The 11,617-nt window shown below is 63.2% G+C and carries 12 protein-coding genes; 1 reads left to right on the top strand and 11 read right to left on the bottom strand.

The window, feature by feature from the left end; translation table 11 throughout:
- Positions 1 to 7: 7 nt before the first annotated feature.
- Positions 8 to 1,042, bottom strand: coding sequence for an NAD(P)-dependent oxidoreductase (locus ACGYLX_RS14100; RefSeq protein ID WP_394442369.1), 1,035 nt, complete (start codon positions 1,040 to 1,042; stop codon positions 8 to 10).
- Between the two features lie 18 nt (positions 1,043 to 1,060).
- On the opposite strand from ACGYLX_RS14100, the gene ACGYLX_RS14095 reads away from it, so the two are divergent.
- Positions 1,061 to 2,557 carry an aldehyde dehydrogenase family protein gene (locus ACGYLX_RS14095; RefSeq protein WP_394442372.1) on the top strand — a complete coding sequence of 499 codons (1,497 nt, stop codon included), beginning with the start codon at positions 1,061 to 1,063 and terminating at the stop codon, positions 2,555 to 2,557.
- A gap of 49 nt (positions 2,558 to 2,606) precedes the next feature.
- Here the strand turns inward: ACGYLX_RS14095 and ACGYLX_RS14090 are convergent, their stop codons facing one another.
- The 10 genes from ACGYLX_RS14090 to ACGYLX_RS14045 form a co-directional block, all read right to left on the bottom strand.
- Positions 2,607 to 3,890: a TRAP transporter large permease gene (locus ACGYLX_RS14090; protein WP_394442374.1), complete on the bottom strand. Its 1,284-nt coding sequence runs from the start codon at positions 3,888 to 3,890 to the stop codon at positions 2,607 to 2,609.
- Entirely contained in the window at positions 3,883 to 4,401 is a 519-nt protein-coding gene (locus ACGYLX_RS14085) for a TRAP transporter small permease (protein WP_394442377.1), read from the bottom strand. The genes ACGYLX_RS14090 and ACGYLX_RS14085 overlap by 8 nt, the downstream gene beginning before the upstream one ends.
- Positions 4,402 to 4,467: 66 nt before the next feature.
- Complete coding sequence (locus tag ACGYLX_RS14080) at positions 4,468 to 5,451, bottom strand: TRAP transporter substrate-binding protein (protein WP_394442380.1); 984 nt, start codon at positions 5,449 to 5,451, stop codon at positions 4,468 to 4,470.
- A 115-nt stretch (positions 5,452 to 5,566) separates the two neighbouring features.
- Positions 5,567 to 6,472 carry an HAD-IIA family hydrolase gene (locus ACGYLX_RS14075; protein WP_394442383.1) on the bottom strand — a complete coding sequence of 302 codons (906 nt, stop codon included), beginning with the start codon at positions 6,470 to 6,472 and terminating at the stop codon, positions 5,567 to 5,569.
- On the bottom strand, positions 6,469 to 7,278 hold the full coding sequence (phnE, locus tag ACGYLX_RS14070) for a phosphonate ABC transporter, permease protein PhnE (RefSeq protein ID WP_394450265.1): 810 nt from the start codon (positions 7,276 to 7,278) through the stop codon (positions 6,469 to 6,471). Before phnE (ACGYLX_RS14070) ends, ACGYLX_RS14075 begins: the two co-directional genes overlap by 4 nt.
- Positions 7,275 to 8,069, bottom strand: a complete 795-nt coding sequence (gene phnE / locus ACGYLX_RS14065; RefSeq protein WP_322329752.1) for a phosphonate ABC transporter, permease protein PhnE — start codon at positions 8,067 to 8,069, stop codon at positions 7,275 to 7,277. The genes phnE (ACGYLX_RS14070) and phnE (ACGYLX_RS14065) overlap by 4 nt, the downstream gene beginning before the upstream one ends.
- Positions 8,066 to 8,839, bottom strand: a complete 774-nt coding sequence (phnC, locus tag ACGYLX_RS14060) for a phosphonate ABC transporter ATP-binding protein (RefSeq protein WP_394442389.1) — start codon at positions 8,837 to 8,839, stop codon at positions 8,066 to 8,068. The genes phnE (ACGYLX_RS14065) and phnC overlap by 4 nt, the downstream gene beginning before the upstream one ends.
- Positions 8,840 to 8,894: 55 nt before the next feature.
- Entirely contained in the window at positions 8,895 to 9,875 is a 981-nt protein-coding gene (gene phnD / locus ACGYLX_RS14055; protein ID WP_394442391.1) for a phosphate/phosphite/phosphonate ABC transporter substrate-binding protein, read from the bottom strand.
- 188 nt (positions 9,876 to 10,063) lie between these two features.
- The gene (locus ACGYLX_RS14050; protein ID WP_394450263.1) at positions 10,064 to 10,777 is read right to left on the bottom strand and encodes a FadR/GntR family transcriptional regulator; all 714 of its coding nucleotides are present in this window, start codon (positions 10,775 to 10,777) and stop codon (positions 10,064 to 10,066) included.
- On the bottom strand, positions 10,774 to 11,616 hold the full coding sequence (locus tag ACGYLX_RS14045; protein ID WP_394411668.1) for a sulfite exporter TauE/SafE family protein: 843 nt from the start codon (positions 11,614 to 11,616) through the stop codon (positions 10,774 to 10,776). Before ACGYLX_RS14045 ends, ACGYLX_RS14050 begins: the two co-directional genes overlap by 4 nt.
- Position 11,617 lies beyond the last annotated feature (1 nt).

Genomic DNA, 11,617 nt, shown 5'->3' with positions numbered 1-11,617 from the left:
CTCGGGATTATCCCTTGCGGAAATGCTGCACCAATTCAGGGACATAGGCATCGCCCGCGCCCTTTTCGACGACTTGGGAAAGGGCGCGATAGACCCCATCGGCAATCTCGACCTGCGCGCCCGCTTGGGCGGACATCTGGCGGTAATAGTCGAAGTCCTTCAGCGCATTGCTGATCGCGAAGGGCAGCGCCTCACGGTTGCCGCTGGTGATGAAGGGCGACAGCCGATCAAGCGCGACACTGGCACCGCCGCCGCCCGCCAAGACATCCACGAAACTCTGCGGATCGATCCCCGCATCTGCCGATTGCGCCGCAGCCTCGGCCAGCAGCGACATGAAGCCGACCGAGACATAGTTGTGCAGCAGCTTCAGCCGATGGCCCGCGCTGACCGCGCCCACATGTTTGACCTCCTCGGTGAAGGCAGCGAGCACCGGAGAGACCTTTTCGACCGTGTCCGCGTCACCACCGACGAGCAGGTTCAACTTCCCCTCATGGGCAAACTGCGCCGTGCGGGTCATCGGCGCATCGACGAAATCGCCCCCCGCCGCCTTGACCGCCTCGGCCATCTTCAGCGTCGACGCGGGCAGGGAGGTTGAGCAATCGACGACCACAGCACCCGGCTTCAGCCCCGCGATGACGCCGCCCTCTCCGGTCAGGATCCCTTCGACCTGCGGTGAGCCGGTGACGCAGAGGATGATCACATCGGATGCGGCGGCCAGATCGCTCAGACTGTCGAAGGCCGTGGCCCCCAACCCGTCCAACTCATCGGTCGGCTGGTTGCCGGGGTGGTCGAAATAGCCAAGCGCAAAACCCCCGCGCCGCATCACGTTGCGGGCAATTCCGTGCCCCATCAGGCCGACACCGATCATACCGATTTTCATGGATTTTCCTTCGCTTGCCACCGCCACCCTTGCGTGCGGTTCCCTTGGGGAAAATTCTAGCGATCCGCCCGGCACGGTGCAACGCGACAGGCCGGGATTTTCTTGCCCAAACAGGGCTTTGTATATTTGAAACCGACAATTCGATTGATAGGAATGGCGCATTAATGGAATGAGGCTGAAATGACTTTGACCCGCGACCCCCACCAGATTGCCGAAACGCTTTACCACGGGCAGTTCTGCCCGATGTTCATCGACGGTCAGGACGTGCCCGCCAACTCCGGCGCGGTGATCGAGGTGAAAGATCCCGCCTCTGGCCGAAAGCTGGCGGAAGTGCCACGCGGCGGGGCGCGGGATGTCGATCAGGCCGTGGATGCCGCACGCCGCGCCTTCGAAGGCGTCTGGTCCACCTTCACGCCCTACGACCGGCAGGAGGTGCTGTTGCGCATCGCCGATGTGATGGAGCGGGATTGGGAGAAGCTCTGCATCTCCGACACCGCCGACATGGGGCTGCCGCTGGCGCGGACGCTCGGGAACAAGCGGCGGGTGATCGGGATGCTGCGCTTCTACGCCGGCCAAGCGGTGGCGCTGCATGGTGACGTGATAGAGAATTCGATCTCGCAGTCGATGCTGTCTTTCACCACCCGCGAGCCGGTCGGCGTGGTGGGCGCGATCATCCCTTGGAACGCCCCGACCGCCGCCTCGATCTGGAAGATCGCCCCGGCCCTGGCCACCGGCTGCACCGTGGTGCTGAAACCCTCCGAAGATGCGCCGCTGACGCCCCTGATGATCGCGCGGCTGATGCAGGAGGCGGGCGTGCCCGATGGCGTGGTCAACGTGGTCACCGGCACGGGCCGTGAGGCTGGCGCGCGGTTGGCCGAACATCCGGACGTGAACAAAGTGGTTTTCACCGGCTCCACCGCCACCGGCAAGACCATCGCGCGGGCCGGGGTGGAGAACCTCAAGCGGATCACGTTGGAGTTGGGCGGGAAATCTCCGCTGATCATCTGCAAGGATGCCGACCTCGACAAGGCCGTGCCGGTGGCGGCGATGGCGGTCTATGCGCATTCGGGGCAGATTTGCATCGCCGGCTCGCGGCTTTTCGTGGCGCGGGAGATTCAGGATGAGTTTATCGAGAAACTGGCGGCCTTCGCGCGCGGGCTGAGGATCGGGCATGGCTTGGACGAAGGCACCGATCTGGGCCCGCTGATCAATGCCGTGCAGACCGAGAAGGTCGAGGGCTATATCGCTAAGGGCAAGGCCGAGGGCGCGCGGCTGGTCACGGGGGGCGGTCGGCCCGAGGGGGAAGGCTACGCGGGCGGCAACTTCCTCGAGCCGGTGATCTTTGCCGATGTGAAAGACGAGATGACCATCGCACGGGAGGAGATCTTCGGCCCCGTGATCTCGGTCCTGCCCTTCGACACGATGGAGGAGGTCGTGACCCGCGCTAATGCCACGCCCTACGGGCTGGCGGCGGGGATCTTCACCCGCGATCTCGGGGTGGCGCATCGGACTGTGAAGAAACTGAAGGCCGGGTCGGTCTGGGTGAACATGTACCACGCAATCGACCCGGCGGTGCCGTTCGGCGGGCTCAAGATGTCGGGCTACGGCAAGGAGGGTGGCGTGGAGCACCTGCAGGCGTATCTGGATACCAAGGCGGTTTGGATTCAGACCGAGTAAGGACAAGCTCAGCGCGGCGCCGCCCGGTCTGATGCCGGGCGGTAAATTGCTAAAAACCGCTGACCTTTGGCAGCCATGTCGAAATTGCTGGCACAAACGTCAGCAACATCAACACCCCAAAATTCGCCAAAAAGAACGGCGGCATCTCGCGGATCAGCGCGGCGGGCTTCAGGTTCACCGCCGAGGAGACCACGAAGATCAGGCTCCCCACCGGCGGCGTCGTCAGTCCCAGCGTCAGATTCACGATCACCACGATGGCGAAATGATCCGGCGCGATGCCGAGCGCGTGGCTGATGGGTGCCAGGATCGGGACGAGGATCATCACCCCCGGCAGCGGATCCATGAACAGACCAAAGAGCAGCAACAGCACATTGACTGCCAAGAGGAACAGGATCGGCGAAAGCTCCCACGCGATGATCGTCTCGGCCAGAAACTGGGGCACGCCTTCGATCACCAAGACCCATGCGAAAGCCCGCGCGGCCCCAAGGATCAGCAGCACCGCGGATGAGATCAGCGCCGCGCGTAGGATCAGCCCCGGCAGATCGCGCAGACGCAGGGCGCGGTAAACGAAGAACCCGCAAAACAGCGCATAGAACACGGCGATGACCGACGCTTCGGTCGGGGTGAAAATGCCACCCCGGATGCCGCCGACGATCAACACAATCAGCCCAAGCGCGGGCAGCGCCATCAGGCTGTTGCGCCACATCTGCGCACGCTCGGGCCGGGCCTCATCACTGCGGTAATCGCGTTTCCAACTGACCCAACCGTTGGCCGCAAGGCTCCCTCCGGCGAGCAGCAGCCCCGGAATGACACCCGCCATGAACAGCGACCCGACCGAGACTTCCTGATCCTGCAAGGCATAGATAATCATCACGATCGAGGGCGGGATGATCGGCCCCACCACGGCGGAAGAGATCGTCAGCGCCCCGGCGTAGGAGCGGTCATAGCCGCCCTTCTCCATCATGCGGATCATCATCGCGCCGGGGCCCGCCGCATCGGCCAGCGCCGAGCCTGAGATGCCTGCGAACATGGTCGAAGAGATCACATTGGCATAGCCCAGCCCCCCGCGCAGATGGCCCACGAATTGCGCCGCGAAACGCAAAAGCGTGTGGGTAATCGCCCCGCCGGTCATGATCTCGGCGGCGAGGATGAAGAAGGGCACGGCCAGCAGCGGGAAACTGTCGAGGCCCGAGAACATCTCTTTCACCACCACGATCTGCGGGTAGGAACTGCCCAGACCGATGGCGGCAAAGACGGAAATGGCCATGGCAAAGGCAACGGGCAGCCCCAGCACCATAAGCACGAAAAGCGAGATGAAGAGGATCTCAGCCATTGGCGGCTCCCGGCATGTTTTCGGTCTGACCTTCGGGCTGGTGATAACGGCCCGCCATGATGAAGGGCCGCGCGATCAGCAACAGATGTACGATCAGCAGCGTGAAGCCGACCGGCATGGCGGCATAGACATAGCGGAACGACAGGCGCATCGCCGGGGTCATCTGATACTGCGCGCGCTGCATATAGTCCCAGCCGACTTTGACCATGAAGGCAAAGAAGAACAGCAAAATCAAAACGATGAGCCCGCGCAGGATGCGCTGCATCCGGGTGTTCATCACATCATGCAGATTGGTGATGGCCACATGGCCGCCCTGCCGCAGGGCAAAGCCAGCCCCTAGAAAGGCCATCCAAATCATCAGGTAACGGGCGGATTCATCGGACCACGACAGCGAATGGTTGGTGCTGAACCGCAGGGCGACATTGGCCCCCACGACCAAGACCATCCCCGTCAAACAGACGATCACCACGGCGGCGTTCACCTTGACGAATAGCTGTTCCAATCTGCGCATGGTTTCCCTCCCGTGCAAAACGGCCGGAAGCACTGCTCCCGGCCGTCCGTCTTTCCGTCGCGGCGCTTACTCGGTCGCGGCGATCTGGTCGATCAGATCTTTGCCGTAGGTCTCGTAGTACCCTTCATAGGCGCTCTCGATGGAGGCGCGGAAGGCAGCCTTCTGGTCTTCGCTCAGTTCGTTCACTTCCATGCCGCGCTCTTTCAGCGTCTCGACGCCGCTTTGCTCTACGTCGTCGACGAAGGCGCGCATGGCGGAGACGGCCTCGGTCGCGCCTTTCTCGAAGGCGGCTTTGTCTTCATCCGACAGACCTTCCCAGAATGGTTTGGAGACCAGCAGCATGGCGGGCGAATAGACGTGACCCGAGAGCGTCAGGTACTTCTGCACCTCGTCGAGCTTCACGGAGACGATCACCGACAGCGGGTTTTCCTGCCCGTCGATGGTGCCCTGCTGGAGCGAGCTGATCACTTCGGGCCAGGCCATCGGGGTGGGGGCGGCACCAGCGGCGTTGAAGGCTTCGAGGTGCACCGGGTTTTCCATGGTGCGCAGCTTCATGCCCGCGATGTCTTCGGGTGTCTCAATGGCGTTGCGGTTGTTGGTGATGTGGCGGAAGCCCTGTTCGCCCCAGGCCAAGGCCACCATGCCCGCGCCGTCGAACTCGGCCAAGATGTCCTGACCGATCGGCCCGTCAAGCACGCGGCGCGCGTGGTCGAGGCTGCGGAACAGGAAGGGGATGTCGGTCACGCCGGTGGCGGGGACGAAGTTGCTCAGCGTGCCGGTGGAGACGATGGTCGCCTCGACGGTGCCCAGTTGCAGGCCTTCGACGACCTCGCGCTCACCGCCCAGACCGGAGGAGGGGAAATGGCGGAAGCTGAACTTGCCGTCAGTCTCGGCCTCGACGACCTCTTGCCACTTCTGCGCCGCGACGCCGTAGTGGCTGTCGGGGGCGAGGGCGTAGCCGATCTTGACTTCGGTCTCAGCGCTCAGGGCTCCTCCGGTGAGCGCGGCCAAAGTGGCGAAAATTGCCGTGGGTTTGGTGATTTTGAACATTTTGTATCCTCCAGCGATCTTATTAACAAGGTCACGAAAACTGCTAGCGGCGGATGTTCAGAATGGCAATGGGGGAGGGGCGCTTTGTGGACAATGAATCCACAGCAAAGCGCCGTTAAATTTCCGTGACGATATGATCGGGCGCGATGCCCGAGCCTTGGATCGCCGCAGCAACCTCTAACCCCAAGAGGGAGCCGTGGCCGGTGACCAGCGCAGTGGCGAAACCCGCCTGCGCGCCGCCGAGGATGTCGGTGTGCAGCGTGTCGCCGACCATCAGCACGCGCGCCGGATCGACGGGCTTTGCCCGGGCGAGGGCCAGATCGAAGATATCGGGGAAGGGCTTACCGCAGAAATGCACCGCCACGCCGGTCGCGTCGATCAGACGATGCGCGAACCAGCCGGGTTCGAGCGAGAGGCCATCCTCACGCGGGGCGACGAGATCGGGGTTGCCGACGAACACGGGCCGGGGCTGGCGTTGCAGACTGGCTTCCAACAGGGCCTGCCGCGCTTCTGTCCACCCATCCGCCCCGACGAGGAGGAAACCTTCGGCCCCGTCATAGACTGCCGGATCATCCGCCAGAACGGTCGCGCCGAGATCGGCGATCTCTCCCATGTCCTTATCGGGGTTCAGCATCACGCCCCAGCGGCGCGCAGGTTCTGCCGCGACGCGGTGCAGCAGTGCCTCGCGGCTGGTGACCACCTCGTCGTCTGCGAAATCAAAGCCAAGCCGCGCATAGCGGTCCATCATATGCGCCTTGGGATAGGCGGCGGAGTTGCTGACGACCATGACCGATTTGCGCATCTCGCGCAGGGCGGCGATGGTCCGCGCGGCCCCTTTGATCGCGGTTTCGCCGACGTTCAGCACGCCGTAGGCGTCGAACAGGATCAACTCATAGGGCGCGACGATATCGAGGAAACGGGCGGCTTCCGCCCCATGGCCGAGCTTGTCGCAAGCGGGCAGGCGGGGGCGCAGGCGCTGGTATTCGGCCAGCGCCTGCGCGGGGTCTATGGCGAGACTCACAGGATGCGACGGCGCAGGAAGGCCGAGATCACCTCACCGATGATCACCAACACGATGATCGCGATGAGGATCGTGGCGACCTCGGGCCAGTTGAAGGTGTCGATGGCACCTTGCAGGATGATCCCGATGCCGCCCGCGCCAACGAGGCCCAGAACGGTGGATTCACGCAGGTTGATGTCCCACCGCAGGATCGACACGGCCCAGAAGGTCGGCATGACCTGCGGCACGATGGCATAGGCGATGACCTTGAAGCGTGATGCACCGGTGGCCTCCAATGCCTCGACAGGGCGTTTGTCGATCTCCTCAATCGCTTCGCCCAGAAGCTTGCCGATAAAGCCGATGGAGCGGAACATGATCGCAAGGATCCCTGCCACCACGCCGGGGCCGAAGATTGCCACGAAGAGAAGCGCCCAGATGATCGTGTTCACCGACCGAGAGGTCACGAGGATCAGCCTCCCGAGCCAGAGCGTGGCCCGGTTGGGCGTGGTGTTCTGCGCCGCGATATAGGCCACCGGCAGCGACAGCAGCACCGCGAAGGTGGTGGCGAAAGTGGCGATGTTCACCGTGTCCCACAGCACCTTGAGGATCGTGTCGAGGTTGCTGGGGTCGGGCGGATACATGCGGCCGAAAAGGTCGCCGATCTGCTCGGGCGCACCCCAGACCCAGGCCCAGATGACTTCGATCGAAGTCAGGGCCCAAGCGATGGCGAGGGCGCAGCCCAGAAGCACGCCGTAGCGCGTGAGCCGCTGGCGCAGGGTGAAACGGGTCCAGTCGTCGCTGCCGAATTTCTCTGCAATCGTCGTCATTGGATGCGCTTTCTGATCACGCCGCTGACGGCTTCGGAGACAAGGATGACACCGACGATGACCATGGTGATCGCCAGCGCGAAGTCATAGTCATAGCGGCCAAAGGCATTGGCGAGCGTCGCCCCGATGCCGCCCGCGCCGACGATGCCGACCACCGCTGAGGCGCGCAGGTTGCTGTCGAGCTGGTAGATCGTGAGGCCGATCTGGCGCGGCATGATCTGGGGAAAGATCGCGTAGATCAGGGTCGAGAAATAGGGCGCACCGGCGGCGCGCATGGCTTCGACCTGACCGAAGTCGATCTCCTCGATCCGTTCCGCCAGCATCTTGGCGACGAAGCCGATGGAATAGACGATCAGTGTCAGCACGCCCGCGAAGGGGCCGAAGCCCACGGCCTTGACGAAGAGGATCGCCACGATCACCGGGTGAAAACTGCGTGCCACGATGATGATGGCGCGGCCAAGGTAGAAGATCGGCTTGGGCGCCACGTTGCGCGCGGACATAAAGGCGATGGGGATCGACAAAAGCACGCCGCCCGCGGTGGCGAGGATGGCGATCTTGAGGCTCTCAAGAAAGCCGTCGATCAACAGGCCCGAGCGTTCGAAACTGGGCGGAAAAGCCCCGCCAAAAATGCGCCCGGCACGGCCCAGCCCTTCGGCGACGCGGTTCCAGTCAATCGGCATCGTCAGACCGACCCAACCGAAATAGGCCACCGCGCCCAAGATCACCGCCCACCGCAGCACCGGGTTGGCGATGAAGGGTGGTTTTTTCCAACTGTCCCGTGGCGCGCTCATGCCGCGGCCCCATCTTTGGCGCGGTCGGCATGGGGGCTGCCGGCGTAGATCTGGTCCATCGCGGCTTGGTCGAGCTTGGCGGGCTCGTCATCGAAGATGATCCGGCCATAGCGCATGCCGACGATGCGGTCGGTGTATTCCTTGGCCTCGGTCACGTTGTGAATGTTGATCAGCACCGGCAGTTTCAGCTCACCGGCGAGGTCGCGCAGCAGGCCCATGATCTGCTCTGACGTTTTGGGGTCGAGCGAGGCGGTCGGCTCGTCCGCCAGCAGGATGTCTGGGTCTTGCATCAGCGCGCGGACCACACCGACGCGCTGGCGTTCACCGCCCGAAAGTTGATCAGCGCGGGTGTTGGCATATTGCGCGATGCCGACACGCTCCATCAGCTCATAGGCGCGGCGGATGTCGGCCTTGGCATAGCGGCGGGTCACGGCGGACCATGTCGAGATGTAGCCCAAGCGACCGGACTGGACGTTCTCCATCACCGTGAGGCGGTCGACGAGGTTAAAGCCCTGAAACACCATGCCGATCTTGCGCCGCGCGGCGCGCAGGTTGCGCCCGCGCAGGTTGGTCAGTTCGGTGCCGTTGAGCATGATCGACCCCGAGGTCGGCTCCACCAGTCGGTTGATGCAGCGCAGCAGCGTCGATTTGCCCGCGCCGGAGGAACCGATGATCGAAACGACGCTTTCGCCCTCGATCGTCAGGTCGAGGTTCTTCAGCACCGGATCACCGCTGCCATAGCGTTTCACGAGGTCGGAGATTTTCAGCATTTAATGTACCTTAAACGTGGGGCCGACCGCTTGGTCGGCCCCCGGTGTTGAACGATTATTCAGCCGCGAGGCCCTGCGGCGTGTACTCGACGCCGTTCGCCTTCTGGATCTGACGGATCACCGCCCACTGGTCCTTGTAGGTGATCGGGACGAACTTGCTCACGCCAGCGAATTCCTCACCCAGTGCGGTGCCCTCGAAGTCGAAGGAGAAGAAGGCTTCCTTGATCTTTTCCTTCAGCTCAGGCGCGAGGTCATGCGCGACACCGTAGGAGGTTGTCGGGAAGGGATCGCTTTCCCAGACGATGCGTACGTCCTCGGGGTCATAGAGACCGCGCTCGGCCATGCGGTCGACCACTTCGGAGGCCACCGGGGCCGCGTCATAGTCGCCCGCGACGACGCCCAGCATGGATTGGTCGTGGCTGCCCGAATAGGTCACTTCGTAATCCTGATCCGGCACGACGCCCAGATCGGGGAAGAGCGCGCGCGGCGCTTGGTTGCCGGAGTTGGAGGTCGGCGAGGTATGCGCGATGCGCTTGCCGGCCAGATCCTTCATCTCTTTGATGTCGCTGTCGGCCTGTGTGTAGACCTGCAGCTTGTAGCCGAACTGGCCGTCCTCGGCGCCCATGATGGCGAAGGGCTCGACGCCTGCGAGGTTCACCGCGAAAGGGGTGGGCCCGGTGGAAAAGCCCGCAATGTGCAGACGGCCCGAGCGCATCGCCTCAACCTCGGCGGAGTTCGACTGCACAGCGAAGAACTGCACATCCTTGCCGGTTACCTCTTCGAGATGGTCAATGAAGGGGGTCCAGATGTCCTCGTAGATCGCCGGGTCTTCGACGGGGGTGTAGGCGAAAACCAGCGTCGACGGGTCTTTCAGCATATCGGGATCGGTCGGCGCATCGGCGACCAGATCGCCATCGGCGTCGCAGAACATCTTGTCCAACGCGCCGCGCTCGCAGTCTTCTTGTGCGAAGGCAAGGCTGCCCGTCAGTGTGAAGGCCGCGGTGAGACCTGCGGCGAATAGGTATTTATGAGACATTGCGTTCTCCTCCCTGAGAATCCGCGCATCTGGCGCGAAATACAATAATGCGCAGATACGAACATCGAACAGTTTCGTTTGCAAGCTGTTCCGGTGCGTCGGCAGACAATTTTGTCACAAAGCTGTAACACGCCCCGCAAGAAGGAGCGGGATGTCCAAACGTCATTTAACCTATCGAAACGGGGGCTTCAGAGATCGAGTTCGATCTTGCGCACCCGGTCGCGCAGCAGGGTTTTGGAAACGGTCAGCAAATGCTGCTCCATCGCGGCGGCAGCGCCGAGCGTATCGCGCCGGGCGACGGCGTCGTTCAGGGTCATGTGCTGCTCGCCCAGAACCTGTAGCGTTTCGGGGGCGTGATAGGTCCGGCGGCGTGAAGTCCATGCCACTTCGCGGCGCACCGCGCGGATGGATTCATAGACCGTAAGGAACAACGGATTCCGCGCCATCTCAGCAATCTTGTAGTGGAACATGTCATCCGCCGCCTCATAGGCGTCCGGGTCGCTGAGGTTGAGCGTGGCGCGCATCAACTGATTCAACCGCTCGATCTCTTGCGGGCGTGCGCGGTCGGCGGCGAGGGCGGCAAGGGCAGGCTCGACCTCTAGCCGCACTTCCATGACGTCGCTTGGCGTGACCTGTCGTGCAAGGTGGCGCAGGCTGTCGGCATTGGTCGCGGGCGGCGGCGTGGCGAACGTGCCTTGGCCGTGGCGGCGGTAAATCGTGCCGTCCTCTTGCAACAGGCCAAGCGCCAGCCGCAGCCGCGCCCGGCTCACGCCGAAATGCTCGGCCAGCGCCCGTTCGGGCGGCATCCGCCCGTCGTTCAGGATGTCCCCTTGGCGGATCGCTCCGCGCAGCCGCTCGGCCAATTCATCTTCACTTGGGGCGGACTGTGGGGGCTGTGTCATGAGATGGAAAACGCTTCAAATAAATCAATGAACATACGCAGAGAGGTTACCATCAGGAAAATTCCAAAGGCAAACCGAAGCGCCCGGCGCGGGATGCTATGGGCCAGTTTCACACCCACATGGGCAAAGCTGGAAGTGAGCGGAATGATGATGGCCGCCGCCGCAAGGTTCACATAGCCGAGCGAGAAGGGCGGCAGCCCCTCGGCCCCGAGGCCGGTGAGCGCATAGACCACCGCACCCGGCAGCCCGATGATGAAACCAATCGCGGCAGAGGTGCCCACCGCGCGGCGGATGTCATAGCCCAGAAAGTTCAACAACGGCACGCCGATGGTGCCGCCCCCGATGCCCATCATCGCCGACAGCCCGCCGGTGACGACTCCCAAGATCGCCCAGATCGGCTTGGCAAAGCCGCGCGGCGTGGGGTCGTCCTTGGTTTTGCGAAAGATCATGTCGAGCGCGACGAGTGCGGCCACGGTGGCAAAGACGCCCACAAGGATCAGCCCCGAGACATAGCCCCCCAGAAGCGCGCCGATTACGACGCCGATCAGCAGTGACGGCGCCCAGAGTTTCAAAAGGTCCATATCAATCGCGCCGCGTTTGAAGTGACCATAGCCCGAGGACAGCGAGGTAAAGACGATTGTCGCAAGCGAGGTGCCCACCGCCACCTGCATGGTGATCGCCGGGTCCATCCCCGCCGTCGACAGCGCAAGATAAAGCGCGGGCACGATGACGATGCCGCCGCCCACACCAAGCAGCCCCGCAAGGATGCCGCCAAAGACCCCGGCGGAAACCGCAATGGCGAGAAGGGGCAGAAGCTGGCTGAAATCGAGCGCGTTCATA

It is taken from the genome of Sulfitobacter sp. 1A13496 (assembly GCF_043557225.1).
Classification (GTDB): Bacteria; Pseudomonadota; Alphaproteobacteria; order Rhodobacterales; family Rhodobacteraceae; genus Sulfitobacter; species Sulfitobacter faviae.
The sequence above is the reverse complement of the archived record's forward strand: the minus strand, read 5'-3'. Positions and strand labels throughout refer to the sequence as shown.

What these genes read in the sequence shown, in the direction of transcription:
- ACGYLX_RS14090 (WP_394442374.1), bottom strand. Translation starts at nt 3,890, where the DNA reads ATGGCTGAGATCCTCTTCATCTCGCTTTTCGTGCTTATGGTGCTGGGG.
- ACGYLX_RS14050 (WP_394450263.1), bottom strand. Translation starts at nt 10,777, where the DNA reads ATGACACAGCCCCCACAGTCCGCCCCAAGTGAAGATGAATTGGCCGAG.
- ACGYLX_RS14095 (WP_394442372.1), top strand. Translation starts at nt 1,061, where the DNA reads ATGACTTTGACCCGCGACCCCCACCAGATTGCCGAAACGCTTTACCAC.
- phnC (WP_394442389.1), bottom strand. Translation starts at nt 8,839, where the DNA reads ATGCTGAAAATCTCCGACCTCGTGAAACGCTATGGCAGCGGTGATCCG.
- ACGYLX_RS14045 (WP_394411668.1), bottom strand. Translation starts at nt 11,616, where the DNA reads ATGAACGCGCTCGATTTCAGCCAGCTTCTGCCCCTTCTCGCCATTGCG.
- phnD (WP_394442391.1), bottom strand. Translation starts at nt 9,875, where the DNA reads ATGTCTCATAAATACCTATTCGCCGCAGGTCTCACCGCGGCCTTCACA.
- ACGYLX_RS14100 (WP_394442369.1), bottom strand. Translation starts at nt 1,042, where the DNA reads ATGCGCCATTCCTATCAATCGAATTGTCGGTTTCAAATATACAAAGCC.
- ACGYLX_RS14085 (WP_394442377.1), bottom strand. Translation starts at nt 4,401, where the DNA reads ATGCGCAGATTGGAACAGCTATTCGTCAAGGTGAACGCCGCCGTGGTG.
- phnE (WP_394450265.1), bottom strand. Translation starts at nt 7,278, where the DNA reads ATGACGACGATTGCAGAGAAATTCGGCAGCGACGACTGGACCCGTTTC.
- phnE (WP_322329752.1), bottom strand. Translation starts at nt 8,069, where the DNA reads ATGAGCGCGCCACGGGACAGTTGGAAAAAACCACCCTTCATCGCCAAC.
- ACGYLX_RS14080 (WP_394442380.1), bottom strand. Translation starts at nt 5,451, where the DNA reads ATGTTCAAAATCACCAAACCCACGGCAATTTTCGCCACTTTGGCCGCG.